Origin of the sequence: Streptomyces sp. PsTaAH-124 (genome assembly GCF_000373685.1) — a bacterium.
In the GTDB taxonomy this organism is placed as follows: Bacteria; Actinomycetota; Actinomycetes; order Streptomycetales; family Streptomycetaceae; genus Streptomyces; species Streptomyces andamanensis.
On record NZ_KB892207.1, the window covers coordinates 80,371 to 95,876 of the forward strand.

Here is a 15,506-nt window from a genome sequence, read left to right on the forward strand (position 1 = left end):
TGTCACTCCACGAGGGCGGCGGTCACAGCCAGCCGCTCTCCTCCGCGAGCCGGGCCGCCTCGGCGCGGGTACGGGCCTGCGTCTTGCCGATCGCCGACGACAGGTGGTTGCGCACGGTGCCCTGGGACAGCCGGAGCACTCGGGCGATGTCGGCCACGGTGCCGCCCTCGGCGGCGGCGCGCAGCACGTCCGCCTCGCGTCCGGTCAGCGGGCTCGCGCCGCCGGCCAGCGCTTCCGCGGCGAGGGCCGGATCCACGAAGCGCAGTCCGGCGTGGACGCGACGGATCGCGTCGACCAGTTGTTCGGGCGGGGAGTCCTTCACGACGTATCCGGCGGCGCCCGCGGACATCGCCCGCGCGAGGTAGCCGGGCCGGCTGAAGGTCGTGCAGATGACGGTGCGGCAGCCGGGCAGCGCCCGCCGGAGGTCGGCGGCGACGGTCAGACCGTCCCGGCCGGGCATCTGCACGTCGAGCAGCGCGATGTCGGGCGTGGTCCGCTGCGCGGCGGCCAGTACCTCGGTGCCGGTGCCGATCTCGGCGACCACGTCGAGGTCGGGTTCGAGCCGCAGCACGGCCGCCAGGGCGCCGCGTACGAGTGCCTGGTCGTCGGCCAGCAGGACACGGATCATGTGGGCTCGTCTCCTGTCGGGTCGGTTCCCGTCGGCTCGGTTCCCGGCCGCCCGGTCCTCTCTGAAGGCCCCGGAGGTCGCGAAGGCTGCGGAGGTCGCGGAGGCTGCGGAGGTCGCGGAGGCGCGGGACGGAGCGCCGGGTCCGGCCCGCGGGCGACGACCCGGAACCCGCCGCCGGGGGCGGGCCCGTGTCCGAGGGTGCCCGACACGGCGGCCATGCGTTCGGTCAGTCCGGTGAGCCCGTTCCCGGCGGTGGCATCGCCGGTCGGGCTGCCGTCGTCGGTGACCTCGACCCAGTCGGGCCCCACCCGGACCGTGCACCGTTCGGCGTCGGAGTGCCGCAGCACGTTGGTCACCGCCTCCCGCACGACGTAGCCGAACACCTCGCGCAGTCCGGGGCGCACGGCATCGGTCGCGGCGGGCAGATCGGCCCGCACTCCGGCGGCCCGCAGGGCCAGGCGGGCGCCCGCGAGCTCGCTGTCCAGCGACAGGGTGCGGTAGCCGGAGATGGTGGCGCGTACGTCGGACAGCGCTGTGCGCGCCATGGTCTCCAGCTCGGTGACCTGGCCGACGGCGAGGGCCACGTCTCCGGTGGACTCCAGGATGCGCCGGGTCAGCCCCAGTTTGACGGTCATCGTGGAGAGACTGTGGCCGAGGACGTCGTGCATGTCCCGGGCGACCCGTTCCCGCTCCTCGTTCACGGCCAGCCGCCTGACCTGCTCGCGCGCGGCGCGCAGATGGCCGATCGTGAAGTTGAGCGCGAAGACGGTGCCGAGTGCCGCGGTCACACCGACGAGGATGGCCACCTGCGCCCAGGCCACCCCGCCCTGCCCGAGCCGCATCCAGAGGATCTGCCCCAGCACCGTGCCGAGGCCGAGGAGCAGGGCGTGGCGCAGCGGCAGCAGCATGAGCCCGATCGCGAGGGCGTACGTCAGATCGGTCAGGTGGTACGGCGACGCCAGGAGCACCGCCGGTGCCGCCCCGAGCAGGAACATCACGGCCACGATGGCGACGCGCCCGCGCCGCAGCGCCATCGGCCCGTACCAGGACGCGGGCAGGCAGCCGACGCCGTAACAGACGACGAGGCCGATCGCGAGCCAGGTGAGCGGCGCGGGACCGGTGCCGTGCGCGATGTCCACGGCCCGTGCGATCAGAGCGAGGGAAGCCAGCGCCGTCGCCGCGGCGACGACCACGCGCCCCCGGTTCCTGCCCCGGCCCCGGCCGTACGCCTCGGGACCGTCCGGCTGTTCCTTCCAGAAACTCCAGTCGGGCCACCGGTCGGCGGAGAACTCGTCCGGATCGCGTGCGCCCACGTCGAGCATGCTACGCCCGGCCGCCGCGGGGGCGCCGGAGCGGCCGCCCGGTGAGTGCCGCATGAGTCGCACGAGTCACATGAGTCACATGAGTCATGCGGAAAAGCGTGCCCCGCCCGGGACCGGCGCCCCCGCCCGGGTTGTCACCGGGTCATGCATGACAAATGGCATGGGTACGACCGGCGGGCCGGTGGTGCAGTGGAGACATGCTGCACGCGAAGAGGATCCATGTCCCGGCCCAGGAGTACGAGCTCACCGAGGACGGCCGGGCGCTGACGACGTTCTCGTTGCGCGGAGGCCGCGTCGGCGCGCGGTTCACCCTGGGCGGCGTCGGCCATCTCGTCCGCGTTCACCGCTTCAGCGGTGTCTGCGAACTGCTCGACGCCGACGGGAACACCGTCGCGACCACGGACCGGGTGCGCCGCAGCTGGAACCTCACGTCCTCCGGACGGGTCGTCGCGTTCCGGCAGACCGCGGCGGCCGGCCGGGAGTACACCATGCTCGGCGGCGACGGTGAGCCCGCCGGCACCATCCGCCGCACCGGACACCTCCACACCGAGGCGACCGCCGACCTGCCGGGCATGGACCCCCTGCTCCAGGTCTTCGCACTCGTCGTCGTCCTGCTGCGCGGGCGGCGCAAGCGGGCCGCGGCAGCCGTCCGGACCGCCTCCCTCGCGGGCGGCTGACGTCCCCCTCCCCCAATTCCCGCTGTCACAGCGCCACTTGGGCCGAAGCGCCGGTGCTGCGCCCGTACACCTCCCGCACGCCATCAGTAGAGTGTTCGCACGCCGTTCACAGAGCTCGACAAGGAGTGCCCATGGCCGAGGACCAGCCTCTCGGGGACCGCGTCAACCACGCGTCCGGGACCATCGAGATCGCCGGAAAGACCGTCCACAGACTCGGCTTCGGGGCCATGCGCCTGGTCGGGCCCGGCGTCTGGGGGGAACCGGCCAGCCGTGACGCCTCGGTGCGGCTCCTGCGGCGCGCGGTCGAGCTGGGCGTCGACTTCATCGACACCGCCAGCGTCTACGGGCCGCACATCAGCGAGGAGATCATCCGCGAGGCGCTGCACCCCTTTCCGGAGCACGTGCTGATCACGACCAAGGGCGGTCAGACACAGTCGGGTCCGGGTTCCTACGCCGTCCTCGGGCGTCCGGAGTACCTGCGGCAGGAGTGTGTGCTGAGCATGCGCCGGCTGGGCGTAGATCACATCGACCTCTACCAGTTGCACCAGGTCGACCCTCTGGTGCCGTTCGAGGACCAGATCGGTGAGCTGAAGAGGCTGAAGGAGGAGGGGAAGATCGGCGCGATCGGGCTCAACGAGGTGACGGTGGAGCAGATCACCGCCGCCCGGGAGATCGTCGAGATCGCCTCTGTGCAGAACCAGTACAGCATCACGGAACGCAAGCACGAGGACGTACTCGACCACTGCACGCGCGAGGGGCTTCCGTTCATCGCCTGGTTCCCGCTCGACATCGGCGCCCTGGCCCGGCCGGACAGTCCGCTCGGCGGCCTCGCCGCGCGGATCGGCGCCACACCGGCTCAGATCGCGCTCGCCTGGCTGCTCGCTCGGGCCGAGAACATGGTGCCGATTCCCGGTACGGCGTCCATGGGCCATCTGGAGGAGAACATCGCCGCGGCGGCGGTACGGCTGGACCCGGCCCAGATCGAGGAGTTGAACGCGCTGGCCGGTGGACGGCACACGGAGGAGGCCCTCCGGCAGCGGTGACGTCGCGTGCCGTCGGGGCGGGCAGGGCGCGCGCGAGCCGGGGCGTGCCCTGCCCGCCCCTCCTCCCGGGCGCTGTCTCAGCCGCGGCGGCGGGCCAGGAGCGTCGTCCCGGCGACCACACAACCGATGGCCAGGATCTTGCCGGCCCCGTAGTAGCGGGACCAGTCGTCGTCCGCGTCGGCTCCGCGCAGCACCAGCCAGAGCAGCAGCCCCGCCCCGCACACCGCGAGGACCGCACCTCCGACCGGCCCGAGCCCGGCCCACCAGGGGCCGTCTTCATCGGACGCGGACCCGGTGTCCCGGTCCCGGTCCCGCTCGCGGTCACTCACCTTGCGTCCCCTCCCAGACCATGATCTACAACAGGAGAGACGCGCCCCGTCCCCGAGAAGTTCCACGAGCCGCTTCCCGGACTCCTCGTGGCTGCCCGGCCCGCTCCCGGTCATGCCGAGACGGTGAGCGCGACTTCTGTCCGCTGCCGGGCAGGACCGGGCACGGGCTAGCTTGTCCGGCAGGACGGCCGGACGCTGAGCAGTTCGCTGCGCAGCACGGGTGTGCCGTCGACAGGCGCCGGGTCCTCGGCAGTCGGTTCGATGCCGCCGGCGGCGATCTTGTCGAGCGTCTTCAGGCCGGCGGCACCGACCGTGCCGAACACCGTGTAGTCCGGTCGCAGCACGGAGTCGCCGTAGACGACGAAGAACTGCGAACCGTTCGTGTTCGGACCGGCGTTGGCCATCGCCAGCAAGCCGCGCCCGTAGACGCGGCGGACACCGGTCGGATCGCTCGGTGCCTGCGGCAGGTCCACCGGCAGCTCGTCCTTGTACTTGTACCCCGGCCCGCCCTCGCCGGTGCCGGTCGGGTCGCCGCACTGAAGGACCTTCAGCGTCGGATACGCCGTCAGCCGATGGCACACCGTACGGTCGAAGAACCGGTACCGCGCCAGGTGCGTGAAGCTCTGCACCGTGCACGGCGCCTTCGCCCGGTCCAGCCGCAGCGGGAGCGGGCCCTGAGTGGTCCGGACAGCCGTGTCGACGGTGCCGCGGCTCGGGGTGCGCCGCGGATCGGGCGGCAGGGGAACCGGCCGCGCCGCCGGTTCGTCCGGCGTCCGGGTGTACTGGCAAGGACCGTGCGTGGTCCGCGGCGGGGCATCGGAAGCGGAGGCGATACCGCCCCCGGACACGACCAGCGCCGCTGCCGCCAACGCGGTCATGAGAGTTCGGCCCATCCTGCACACCCTCCAGAAGATCGCCGGATTTCGGAGCGGTCGAAGTCTAGGGCGCGTCCCGACCGGCGAGAACCCTCCCGCAAGCCACATCCGCCCTCCCGGCCTTCGGCCTTCGGTCCGCGGCCACTGCTGTCGGTGGGTCCGTGTACAGTGCGCGTCGCCGATCGCGACGGGCGGTGCCCCGCGGGGACTCGCGGCTCGGCACGGGGAGAAGGACGACGGGGGGCGCCGGCGGTGGAGTTGCGGGACATCGAGATCTTCTTGGTGCTGGCGGAGGAGTTGCATTTCGGGCGGGCCGCCGAGCGGCTGTACGTGTCGCAGGCACGGGTCAGTCAGGCCATCGCCAAACAGGAACGGCAGCTCAACGCCGTGCTCTTCGACCGGGGGAACCGGCGAGACGTACGGCTCACGGCCGTGGGCCGCCAGTTGCGCGACGATCTGCTGCCGGTCCAGGCGAGCATGCGCGAGAGCCTGGAGCGTGCGCGGGTCGCCGCGCGCAGAGTCGGCAATTCCCTGAGCGTGGGCATGATCCCGGGGAACGTGCACCATCTGCGGGGCTACTGGCAGGAGTTCCGCTCCCGGCATCCGGAGGTGAACCTGCGGTTCCGGCACGCCCCCTTCACCGACCCCTTCGGCGCGCTCCGGAAGGGGGAGTTGGACGTCCTGGTCACCTGGCTGCCGGTCGTGGAGGACGACCTCACGGTCGGTCCCGTCCTTTTCGTGGACGACCGGGCCGTGGCGGTGTCCTGCGATCACCGACTGGCCGCCCGGGGCAAGGTCTCGGTCGAGACGCTGGCCGACTTTCCGGTCACCAGCGCGCAGATGCCCCTCTACTGGGGCGAGACCATCGTCCCCTCGCACACCCCCGCCGGGCGGCTCATCGAACGCGGGCCGCTGGTCACCGACATGGGGCAACTGCTCTCCCTGATCAGCCACGGCGAGGTCTTCCACCTCTTCCCGGCCCACTCCGTGCCCTACTGGTCCCGCCCGGACCTCACCTGGCTCCCCGCGGACGGCCTGCCCTCACTGACCTTCGCCATGGTGTGGCGCACCGGGACGGAGGGCGCCGCCATACGCTCCCTGGCCCAGGTCGCCTCCGACCTGGGCCGACTTCCCGCGGCACTGTGCTGACGCCCGCGGCACGCCTCGTGCAGGGCCCGGCTCAGCCGGGCAGAACACGGTCGTCGTACCACCACTGGTCCGCGTAACTCTGCACGGTGCAGGAGTACTGGAACGCAGGGCTTCCGTTCTGGGCGCCCTGAATCACCACGCACTTGCCGCTGTTGCGGTTCGACAGACCCTTGAGGTAGAAAGCCGCGCCCGAACCGAGGATCACCGCGTGGTCGTAGTTCCACTCCTGGTTGCGGTTCCCGGTGCAGTCCCACTGGCGGGCGGGGGCGCCGTTGTCGGTACGCCAGTCGGCGATCTCCAGGCACTTGCCGCTGTTCTTGTTCACGAGGGTGGTGCCGATGCCACTGCTGTTGGTGACGTACCACAACTGGTTGTCGCCGCCGGTGCAGTCCCACTGGCGGGCCGGGGCGCCGTTGTCGGTGCGCCAGTCGGCGATCTCCAGGCACTTGCCGCTGTTGTAGTTGGTGATCCTGATCGCGTCGGCCGGTGTCGGCGGCAGCACACCGGCCGACGCGGGCGCGGCTCCGGCGAGCAGCCCGGTTCCGGCGAGCCCGGCCGTCGCGGCCGCTGCTGCCACGGTCCTGCGGAAGAACATGTTTCCCCTTCGGTCGCGGACCGCGGAGCGGTCCCGCTGTGGTGCGTGCGGCGCGACCACGGGTCTCCAGGACCGGCCGGGCACGCCGTGATCAACCCTCTCCGAGCGACGGGAGCGGATCAACGCCGGTTTCGCACGGTCTGCGATCACTCATGCTTATGACGCGGCGACGCCCTCCAGCGAGCCGGCCGTGGGCGAGGCGGACGACGGCATGTGCGTATGTCCGCGGACCACCGTGCGGACCTCGGGGTCGAGCCCGCCGAAGGCCTCTCGCCGGCGGTCGGGACGTGAGTCCACCGGGACGACCTCTTCGTCGTCCCGTGGGGTGGCGTGGCAGAACAGCACCTTGCCCAGGCCACGCACGGGCAGAGTGAGCGAGCGGGGCAGCCGGCCGAGCAGGTCGAGGTGGTCCTCGCGCGGAGCGTGTACTTCTGGTTCGGCGAGCACGGCCTCCAGGGCCGGCCGGACTCCATGGATGTCTGACAGGACGGCCACTCGGCTCGGCATGATCACCGCCCCGGTACTGTGTCTGCACATGAGCGGCACGGAGACCGAGATCACCGCGGACCTGGTGCACGACCTGCTGCGGGAGCAGCATCCGGACCTCGCCGGGCTGGCCGTCCGTGAGGTGCCGGGCGGCTGGGGCAACCAGATGTGGCGTCTCGGCGACGAGCTGGCCGTCCGGATGCAGCGCATGGACCCCACTCCGGAGCTTCAGCTGAAGGAGTTCGATCAGCCGCGGCGTCCACGCGGCCGACACGCTGGCTGCCTTCCTCCGGGCACTCCATGTGGAGGCGCCCGCGGACGCCCCGGTCGCCGCGGACCGCGGTGCCCATCCCCGGAACTGCGCTGACGGCTTCGACCGGCTCTTCCAGGCGGTTGTCCTCGACGGCACCGGCGACGGCGTACGGGCCGTCTGGGACGACGCGGTCGCGGCCGGGGCGTGGGAGGGGCGGCCGGTGTGGGTGCACGGCGACCTCCATCCCGCGAACGTCGTCGTCTCGGACGGCACGCTCGCGGGCGTCGTCGACTTCGGTGACCTGTCCGCCGGCGATCCGGCGTGGGACCTCGCCGCCGCCTGGGTGCTGCTGCCGTCGGGCGCGGCCTCACGGTTCTTCGACGCCTACGCGCACGCGGACGAGGCAGCGGTCCGGCGCGCCCGCGGGCTGGCCGCGATGAAGAGCCTCTTCCTGATGCTCATAGGCCAGAACGGAGACCGGGGTCTTCCCGGTGGCAAGCCGCACTGGGGGCCTCTGGGCCGGGCGGCACTCGGCCGTGTCCTGGAGGGCGTCTGACGCAGACGGCGTAGCGGGCCACGCCCTCCGCCAGGCCGCACATCCGCACACCGCCACACCCCCATATCGGCGCATCGGCTCATCCGCGCATCCGCGCATCCGCGCATGAGCCTCCCGAGGCGGCGCGGGGCGCCGCCGCTCCTGCGGAGGCGGCGGCCTGTCACCGGAGTCCCGCCCGCACGTCCCACCCGTCGCCGGAGCGGTCCGGGCGACTCCGGGCGCCCCCCGGCGCGTCATCATCGCGTCAAGGTCCCCCCGGTCCCGGTCAACATCTCGTCAGGGGCGGCCGGGACCGGACGCGGGCGGGCATAGCTTCGATGGCGAGCCCCGGTCAGCCTCCCCGCGTCCGGGGCCTCTCAGCTCCCTTTCCGGAGGCATTCCATGGAAGAACTCCTGTCCGCCGAGGACCCCGAGCCGTCCGATCGGTTCCCGGCCGGTCCGCTGTACGTCCCGGTCCGGCCGGGCCCCCGCGGTTGCGCGGCCCGCCTCTTCCGCACCCCGCTCGGCGACCGCACGGCCGTCGGCTTCACCTCCGAGCGCAGGCTCGCCGCGACGCTCGGCGCCGGTCAGGCATGGATCCGCCTCGCCGAGCCCGCGCTGCGCGCACTGGCCGCCCCGCTCGGCGCCGCCACCGTCACCGTCGACCCGCTGTTCACGGCCCCGCCCCCGGGCATGCCCGGCCCGGCGCCGGCCGTCCTGGAAGCGGCACTGGCCGCCCCGGCCCAGCGCGTCGGCTGAGAGGAGAGCAGGCGATGACCACCGTTCACGAACCCGCCCTCCCCGAGGCCCCTGCCGCACTGCGGGTGTGGCCCGCCTCGACCACCGCGCCGCGCCCCGGCGAGCTGGCCGTGGGCGGCGTACCGCTCGCGGAGATCGCCGACCGCTTCGGTACGCCCGTCTACGTCCTCGACGAGGCCGAGGTGCGGCACCGCTGCCGGACCTACCGGGACGCCTTCCCGGACGCCGAAGTCCTCTACGCCGCCAAGGCGTTCCTGTGCCGGGCCATGGTCCGCTGGATGGACGAGGAGGGCCTCGGTCTCGATGTCTGCTCGGCCGGTGAGCTGGAGCTCGCCGTCACCGCGGGCTTCCCGCCGGAGCGGATGGTGCTCCACGGCAACGCCAAGTCCCCGCGGGACCTGGAGACGGCTCTGCGGCTGGGCGTGGGCCGTATCGTCATCGACAGCCCCTCGGAGATCGCCCGGCTGGCCGCCGCGGTGGGTCCGAGCGGCAGCCAGAAGGTCATGGTGCGGGTGGTGCCCGGCATCAGCGCGGGCGGCCACGAGAAGATCCGCACCGGCACGGACGACCAGAAGTTCGGACTGTCCATCGCGGACGGCTACGCCCAGCACGCCATCGCGCGCGTCCTCGGCCAGCCCCAGCTCCGCCTCACCGGCCTGCACTGCCACCTGGGCTCGCAGATCACCAGCGTCAAGCCGTATCTCACGGCCGTACGCCGCATGGTCGGTCTGATGGCCCGGCTGCACGAACAGCACGGCCTGGTCCTGCCCGAACTCGACCTCGGGGGCGGACACGCCATCGCCTACCGGCCCGGCGACGACGCCCTCGACCTGACGTCCCTGGCACGCAAGGTCCGCACCGAACTCGCCGACGCGTGCGCCTCGGCCGGGCTCCCCGTCCCCCGGCTGGTCATCGAACCGGGCCGGGCGATCGCCGGTCCCGCCGGAGTCGCCCTGTACCGCGTCCTGGCCGTGAAGCACTCGGGCGGGAAGGTGTTCGTGGCCGTGGACGGCGGCATGAGCGACAACCCCCGGCCCGCCCTGTACGGTGTCCGCTACGCACCACGCCTGACCGGCCGGAACAGCACCGCGGCCCCGGCGCGGGTCACCGTGGTGGGGCGGCACTGCGAGGCGGGCGACATCGTGGCCTCCGACACCGAACTCCCCGCCGACGTCCGCCCCGGCGATCTCCTCGCGGTCCCCGCGGCCGGCGCCTACCACCTGTCCATGGCCTCCGGCTACAACCTGGTCGGCCGCCCGCCCGTGGTCGCCGTACGCGACGGCCTCGCCCGGCTGCTGGTGCGCCGGGAGTCCATCGAGGACATCCGCAGCCGGGACGTGGGCCTGTGACCACGTCCGAGAAGCGGCGGCGGGGACCCGCCACCACACCGTGCCCGCACGTACGTACGTGCGTACGCCATGACCGTGCCTTCGCCCTGGTGGCCACCTCGCCGTTGATCGGGTGGCGGCGACAGGGGTGAGGGCGTCCGCGACCGGGCGCGGATGTGGACCGTCGACGGCGCGTGGCGACAGCGGCCCGTCCGCGTGTCCCGCGCCCGGGGGCGGGCGGGGGCACCGCCACATGCCCCTGCCGCCCGGCCGGTGGACGATGTGGCCCGGTCCCGGCCGGTGGACGATGTGCGGTCCGTGCGCGGCCCGCGCGCCGGTCAGTGGTCGATGCCGTCCAGCTCGGCCACATCCGCGCCCGAGAGGGAGAGACCAGCGCCGGTGATGTTCTCGCGCAGGTGGGCGGCGGACGAAGTGCCGGGGATGAGGAGGATGTTGGGCGAGCGCTGCATCAGCCAGGCCAGCGCGACCGCCATCGGAGTCGCCCCGAGTCGGGTCGCGACCCGCGAGAGAGCCTCGGACTGCAACGGCGTGAAGCCTCCCAGGGGGAAGAACGGCACGTAGGCGATGCCATCGGCGGCGAGGTGGTCCACGAGATCGTCGTCGTCGCGGTGGGCGAGGTTGTACATGTTCTGCACACACACGATCGGGGCGATGCCGCGCGCCTCGGCGACCTGCTCCTCCGTGACATTGCTGACGCCGAGGTGGCGGATCAGGCCCTCGTGCTGAAGGCCGACGAGCGTCTCGAACGCTTCGGCGAGCGAACCGGGCCGGGGGCCCTGGGCGTCGCCCATGCGCATGTTGACCAGGTCGAGGGTCTCGACGCCGAGAGATCCGAGGTTCTCCTGGACCTGCCTGCGCAGGTCTTCCGGGCGCCGGGCCGTGGGCCAACCGCCCTGCGCGTCCCGCGTCGCACCCACCTTGGTGGCGATGAACAGCGACTCCGGATAGGGATGCAGCGCTTCCCGGATCAGCTCGTTCGTGATGCGCGGTCCGTAGGCGTCGCTGGTGTCGATGTGGGTGATCCCGAGGCTGACCGCCTCACGCAGCACCGCCAGGGCGCCGTCGTGGTCGCCGGGCGGCCCCATGACCCACGGGCCGGAGAGCTGCATCGCGCCGTACCCGAACCGGGTGACGACCGCGTCACCCAGCGTCCAGGTTCCGCCGGGAAGGGTGGTGGAGGGCGTGTTCATCGTGGTGCCTTTCACTCCATGTCAGGGGTGGTGTCTCCCGCCTCTGTGCACCAGCATGGGAGAGAAGCTTCCCATGGGGAAGCAGGCACTCAGAAGTGCGTAACCACCCAGAAGGTGAGAGGCGAGGTCAGGGGCGATGCAGGCAGACAGGGCGGACAGGGCGGACAAGAAGGCGCAGGAAAAGGCGGAGTACAACGCGTTCCTGGCGGTGTGCCCCAGCCGTCGGCTCCTCGACCGGATCTCGGACAAGTGGGTCGTCCTGATCCTGTGCGCACTGGGCGGTGACGCGCCCGGACAGCCCGGTGCCTCGCACGCCGCGAAAGCGATGCGCTACTCCGAACTGGCCCGGCTGCTGGCCGGCGTCAGCCAGAAGATGCTGACCCAGACCCTGCGCTCTCTCGAACGCGACGGCTTGCTCACCCGCACCGTGACACCGACGGTCCCGGTCACCGTCACCTACGAACTGACCGACCTCGGCCTCTCGTTGCACCACCTCACACGCGGGCTCAGGCAGTGGGCCCAGACCCACATGGAACAAGTCCTCGCCCATCGCGAGAGCCACGATGCACGGGCTTCCTAGCGCGGACGGCCTTCACCCTCTCAGCCACCGGCCGAGAGCTGCCTGCGCAAGCAAGAGTGTGACACGGCGGACGCGACCCCGATCGCCCGGCGGACACGGCCCCCGGTCGAAACGCCCCGGCGCGGGAGTCACTCCACAGTGGAACGCGACGGGGCTCGCCCTCCGTCGGCGTGCAGGGAGCCGAGGAGGGCCAGGGCCTGGGCGGAGGGGCTGCCCGGTTCGGCGTGGTAGATGACGAGTTGCTGGCCCGGGGCGTCGCGGACGTCGAAGGACTGGTAGGTGAGGGAGAGCGGGCCGACCTCCGGGTGGAGGAGCCGCTTGGCGTCCTGGGTCTTGCCGCGCACGCTGTGCCGCGCCCACAGCCGCCGGAACTCGGCGCTGTCTTCGGCCAGTACGTCCACGAGGCGGCGCAGACGCGGGTGCTCGGGGTCGAAGCCGCTCGCCTGGCGCAGATTGGCCACGGCGGCCTGCGCGGCCCGGTCCCAGTCCTGGTAGAACTGCCGTCCGGCCGGGTCGAGGAAGGTCATACGGGCCAGGTTGTCCGCGGGGGCGAAGGGGGCGTGGAGCGCGTCGGCCAGGGCGTTGGCGGCCAGGAGGTCGAGGGTGCGGCTCATGACGAACGCCGGGGTGTGCGCGTAGCCGTCCATCAGCTGGCGCAGCGCGGGACTCACCCGCTCCGTGGCGTGGAGAGAGCCGCCCCGCGGTGCCACCCCGGCCAGGCGGTGCAGGTGGGCGTGGGCGTCCGGGCCGAGCAGGAGGGCACGGCCGAGGGCGTCCAGCACCTGGGGCGAGGGGTGCCGCTCGCGGCCCTGCTCCAGCCGCGTGTAGTAGTCGGCGTTGACACCGGCCAGGACGGCGACCTCCTCGCGGCGCAGTCCGGCGACCCTGCGCACGCCGTGATCGGCCATGCCGACGTCCTGCGGCCGCAGGCGGGCGCGGCGCGCGCGGAGGAACTCCCCCAGGTGGTTGTCGTCCATGGGTCCCAGGCTAGGCGGTGTCCGCGCGCGCTTCCTGGGTGTGCCGCACCCAGGCGGAGAGGACCCTGGTACCCCTTTCGCCGAGCTGCGCAGACTCGGTCGGGCACGACAGCTGACGCCCACCGACGAAGGGAATCCGATGACAGGCGACGCGCGCGGCGGCGACCGCACCCGCGGGAACGCCGACGTGGTCGGCATGTGGGTGACCGCGGACGGTCACATCCGCCAGGAGCTGCTGCCGGACGGGCGCTACGACGAGGCCCGGGGAGACCGGCGCAGCGCGTACACCGGCCGGTACACGGTGACCGGCGACCATCTCGACTACGTCGACGACACCGGGTTTACCGCCACCGGTGACATCCGCGACGGCGTGCTCCACCACGAGCACCTCGTGCTCCACCGCGAGGACCGGGCAGAGAAGCCCTCGTGAGGAAGCACAGCGACAGCGCCCTCGTCGCCCGTACCGACCCTCACGGCTACGCGCGGGTCTCCCCCGCACCCGGCCGCCCGGCCCTGCTGGTGCTGTGCGCGGCTCATTTCATGGACGCCATCGACCTGTCCGACGTGGGCGTGGCCCTGCCCGCGATCCAGCGCGACCTCGGCATGGCGTCGGGGTCCCTGCAATGGGTCGTGTCCGCCTACGCGCTCGGCTACGGCGGGTTCCTCCTGCTGGGCGGCCGGGTGGCCGATCTGTTCGGCCGGCGCCGCGCCTTCCTGACCGCGGTCGCCGTCTTCGGCGTGGTGAGCGTGCTGGGGGCGCTCGCGCCGACCGGCGGCCCGCTGGTCGCCGCGCGGCTGGTGAAGGGCATAGCGGCGGGCTTCCTGGCACCGGCGGCCCTCTCCCTGATCACCACCGGCTGGCCGGAGGGCCCGCGGCGCGGCCGTGCTCTCGGGTGGTACGCCACCGCCGGTGCCTGCGGCTTCGTCGGAGGGCTCGTCCTCGGCGGCGTACTGACCGAGGCGTCGTGGCGGCTGGTGCTCGCGCTCCCGGTGCCCATCGCGGTGGCGGCGCTGCTCGCCGGACTGCGGCTGCTCCCGGCGGACTCCCGGGGCGGCGCCCGCGAGAAGCTCGACATCCCCGGCGCGCTGACGGCCACCGGAGCACTGGTGCTCCTGGTCTACGCCCTCACCCGGGCTCCCTCGCACGGCTGGCTGTCCCCCGGCACCCTCGTCCTCTTCTGCGCCGCGGTCTGCCTGCTGGTCCTGTTCCTCCGCGTCGAGGCCCGTGCGCACCGGCCCCTGGTGCCGCTGTCCTTCCTCACCCGGCGCGCGACCGCCGGCGCCAATCTGACGATCTTCGCCATGTGGGGCGCGTACACGTCGTTCGCGTTCCTCGCCACGCTCTACCTACAGAACGTGCTCGGCTGGACCCCCTTGCAGACCGCCGGGGCCTTCGTCCCGCTGGGTCTCGTCAACGGCGCGCTGGCGCCGTTCGCGGGGCGGATCGCGGCCCGGCTGGGTACACGCAGGGTCATCGCCGCCGGGATGCTGCTCCTCGCGCTGTCCTACGCCCTGTTCTTCCGGATCGGCCCCGGCAGCCCCTTCCTCACCGTGGTCCTGCCGGTCATGGCCGTCAACGGGATCGGCACCGCCGCGACCTTTCCCGCGCTGAACATGAGCGCGGTCGCCGACGTGCCCGACCGGGACCAGGGACTGGCGGGAGCCCTGCTCAACACGTTCATGCAGATCGGCGGTGCCGTCGTCCTCGCCCTCGTCACCGCGGTCGTCGACGCCGGGCGGCGGACACACCCTGGCGACCCCCTGGCGGGCTACGGCCCCGGCACCGCGGTCATCGTCGCCACCGTGCTGGCCGGGCTGGGCGCCACCGTCCTCATCCGGCACCGGCCCGGCGGCCGGGCCCGCTGACGACGGTCCCGTGTCCCGCACCCCACCGTCCCGTCGTCCGTGAGCGCCGACCACGTACGGACACCCGCCCCGATCCCACCAGGAAGCGCACCCGAATGACATCCACGACACCGTCCGCCGAAGCCGGCGAAGCCGCCGAAGCCGCCGAGTTCGCCGGGAGGACGGCCCTCGTCACCGGTGCCGCGCGCGGCATCGGCAAGGAGACCGTCGCCCTCCTCCACGCCCGCGGCGCACACGTCGTCGCCCTGGACACACGTCCCGAACTCGCCGTGCTGCCGGACGAGTTGCCGGGGGTCGTCACCGTGACCGGCGACGTCACCGCGGAAGAATCCGCCACCCGCGCGGTAGGTGCCGCCGTCGACGCGTTCGGCGGCCTGGACATCCTGGTCAACAACGCCGGCCGCACTCTGAACAAGCCCGTCACGCACACCACCGCCCAGGACTGGGACAGCGTCATGGACGTCAACGCCCGCGGCGCCTTCCTCTTCGCCCGCGAGGCCTTCCGCGCCATGGAGCAGCGCGGCGGCGGCGCCATCGTCAGCACCGGTTCCTACGCGTCCACCGTCGGCCTGCCCGCGGGCGCCGCGTACAGCGCGTCGAAGGGGGCCCTCGCCCAGCTGACCAAGGTGCTGGCCCTGGAGGGCGGCCCCCTGGGCATCCGCGCGAACCTCGTCGCCGCGGGTGTCGTCGAGACCGACTTCCTCGACACCTTCCGCCCCGACAGCCGCGCCTACCTGGCGTCCTTCGCGGACGTCCATCCCCTGGGCAGGGTGGCGCGGCCCCGCGAGATCGCCGAAGTCCTCTGCTTCCTCGCCTCGCCGCGGTCCTCCTTCGTCACGGGCGCCGTACTCGCCGCGGACGGCGGGTTCACCGCGGCCTGATCCGCCGTCCGC

16 protein-coding genes and 2 pseudogenes are annotated in these 15,506 nt (G+C 72.7%); 10 read left to right on the forward strand and 8 right to left on the reverse strand.

Annotation, left to right across the window (positions count from 1 at the left end; translation table 11 throughout):
- Positions 1 to 22: 22 nt before the first annotated feature.
- On the reverse strand, positions 23 to 628 hold the full coding sequence (locus B086_RS0134005) for a response regulator transcription factor (RefSeq protein ID WP_018570906.1): 606 nt from the start codon (positions 626 to 628) through the stop codon (positions 23 to 25).
- Complete coding sequence (locus B086_RS41465) at positions 625 to 1,950, reverse strand: sensor histidine kinase (RefSeq protein WP_078531294.1); 1,326 nt, start codon at positions 1,948 to 1,950, stop codon at positions 625 to 627. The genes B086_RS0134005 and B086_RS41465 overlap by 4 nt, the downstream gene beginning before the upstream one ends.
- A 197-nt stretch (positions 1,951 to 2,147) precedes the next feature.
- On the opposite strand from B086_RS41465, the gene B086_RS0134015 reads away from it, so the two are divergent.
- Positions 2,148 to 2,627 carry a hypothetical protein gene (locus tag B086_RS0134015; protein ID WP_018570908.1) on the forward strand — a complete coding sequence of 160 codons (480 nt, stop codon included), beginning with the start codon at positions 2,148 to 2,150 and terminating at the stop codon, positions 2,625 to 2,627.
- A gap of 131 nt (positions 2,628 to 2,758) precedes the next feature.
- Entirely contained in the window at positions 2,759 to 3,670 is a 912-nt protein-coding gene (locus B086_RS0134020; RefSeq protein WP_018570909.1) for an aldo/keto reductase, read from the forward strand.
- A 77-nt stretch (positions 3,671 to 3,747) separates the two neighbouring features.
- Here B086_RS0134020 and B086_RS0134025 read toward each other — a convergent pair whose 3' ends face one another.
- Positions 3,748 to 3,999, reverse strand: a complete 252-nt coding sequence (locus B086_RS0134025; protein ID WP_018570910.1) for a hypothetical protein — start codon at positions 3,997 to 3,999, stop codon at positions 3,748 to 3,750.
- Between the two features lie 167 nt (positions 4,000 to 4,166).
- Positions 4,167 to 4,892: a peptidylprolyl isomerase gene (locus B086_RS0134030; protein WP_026253056.1), complete on the reverse strand. Its 726-nt coding sequence runs from the start codon at positions 4,890 to 4,892 to the stop codon at positions 4,167 to 4,169.
- Between the two features lie 234 nt (positions 4,893 to 5,126).
- Here B086_RS0134030 and B086_RS0134035 point away from each other — a divergent pair, with 234 nt between their 5' ends.
- Positions 5,127 to 6,023, forward strand: coding sequence for a LysR family transcriptional regulator (locus tag B086_RS0134035; RefSeq protein ID WP_018570912.1), 897 nt, complete (start codon positions 5,127 to 5,129; stop codon positions 6,021 to 6,023).
- Positions 6,024 to 6,054: 31 nt separating this feature from the next.
- Here the strand turns inward: B086_RS0134035 and B086_RS0134040 are convergent, their stop codons facing one another.
- Complete coding sequence (locus tag B086_RS0134040; protein ID WP_018570913.1) at positions 6,055 to 6,618, reverse strand: RICIN domain-containing protein; 564 nt, start codon at positions 6,616 to 6,618, stop codon at positions 6,055 to 6,057.
- A gap of 181 nt (positions 6,619 to 6,799) precedes the next feature.
- Positions 6,800 to 7,125 (reverse strand): annotated as a pseudogene (locus tag B086_RS0134045) (metallophosphoesterase family protein); the annotation flags it as partial.
- A gap of 28 nt (positions 7,126 to 7,153) precedes the next feature.
- Between B086_RS0134045 and B086_RS41470 the strand changes: the two are divergent.
- The 3 genes and pseudogenes from B086_RS41470 (at position 7,154) to lysA (ending at position 10,000) form a co-directional block, all read left to right on the forward strand.
- Positions 7,154 to 7,913: pseudogene (locus tag B086_RS41470) on the forward strand (phosphotransferase).
- 381 nt (positions 7,914 to 8,294) lie between these two features.
- The gene (locus tag B086_RS0134055; protein WP_018570914.1) at positions 8,295 to 8,651 is read left to right on the forward strand and encodes an SAV_915 family protein; all 357 of its coding nucleotides are present in this window, start codon (positions 8,295 to 8,297) and stop codon (positions 8,649 to 8,651) included.
- Between the two features lie 14 nt (positions 8,652 to 8,665).
- Positions 8,666 to 10,000 (forward strand): diaminopimelate decarboxylase, encoded by a 1,335-nt coding sequence (gene lysA, locus B086_RS0134060; RefSeq protein WP_018570915.1) that lies wholly within the window; start codon positions 8,666 to 8,668, stop codon positions 9,998 to 10,000.
- Between the two features lie 317 nt (positions 10,001 to 10,317).
- On the opposite strand, the gene B086_RS0134065 is transcribed toward lysA, so the two are convergent.
- On the reverse strand, positions 10,318 to 11,190 hold the full coding sequence (locus tag B086_RS0134065; protein WP_018570916.1) for an aldo/keto reductase family oxidoreductase: 873 nt from the start codon (positions 11,188 to 11,190) through the stop codon (positions 10,318 to 10,320).
- A 136-nt stretch (positions 11,191 to 11,326) separates the two neighbouring features.
- Here B086_RS0134065 and B086_RS0134070 point away from each other — a divergent pair, with 136 nt between their 5' ends.
- Entirely contained in the window at positions 11,327 to 11,770 is a 444-nt protein-coding gene (locus B086_RS0134070; protein WP_018570917.1) for a winged helix-turn-helix transcriptional regulator, read from the forward strand.
- A 128-nt stretch (positions 11,771 to 11,898) separates the two neighbouring features.
- Here B086_RS0134070 and B086_RS0134075 read toward each other — a convergent pair whose 3' ends face one another.
- Positions 11,899 to 12,747, reverse strand: coding sequence for a helix-turn-helix transcriptional regulator (locus tag B086_RS0134075; protein WP_018570918.1), 849 nt, complete (start codon positions 12,745 to 12,747; stop codon positions 11,899 to 11,901).
- 139 nt (positions 12,748 to 12,886) lie between these two features.
- On the opposite strand from B086_RS0134075, the gene B086_RS0134080 reads away from it, so the two are divergent.
- The 3 genes from B086_RS0134080 to B086_RS0134090 all read left to right on the forward strand — a co-directional run bounded on the left by B086_RS0134080 (position 12,887) and on the right by B086_RS0134090 (position 15,494).
- Positions 12,887 to 13,177 carry an Atu4866 domain-containing protein gene (locus B086_RS0134080; RefSeq protein WP_018570919.1) on the forward strand — a complete coding sequence of 97 codons (291 nt, stop codon included), beginning with the start codon at positions 12,887 to 12,889 and terminating at the stop codon, positions 13,175 to 13,177.
- Entirely contained in the window at positions 13,174 to 14,613 is a 1,440-nt protein-coding gene (locus B086_RS0134085) for an MFS transporter (RefSeq protein WP_018570920.1), read from the forward strand. The genes B086_RS0134080 and B086_RS0134085 overlap by 4 nt, the downstream gene beginning before the upstream one ends.
- A gap of 95 nt (positions 14,614 to 14,708) precedes the next feature.
- Positions 14,709 to 15,494, forward strand: coding sequence for an SDR family NAD(P)-dependent oxidoreductase (locus B086_RS0134090; RefSeq protein WP_018570921.1), 786 nt, complete (start codon positions 14,709 to 14,711; stop codon positions 15,492 to 15,494).
- Positions 15,495 to 15,506: the final 12 nt, after the last annotated feature.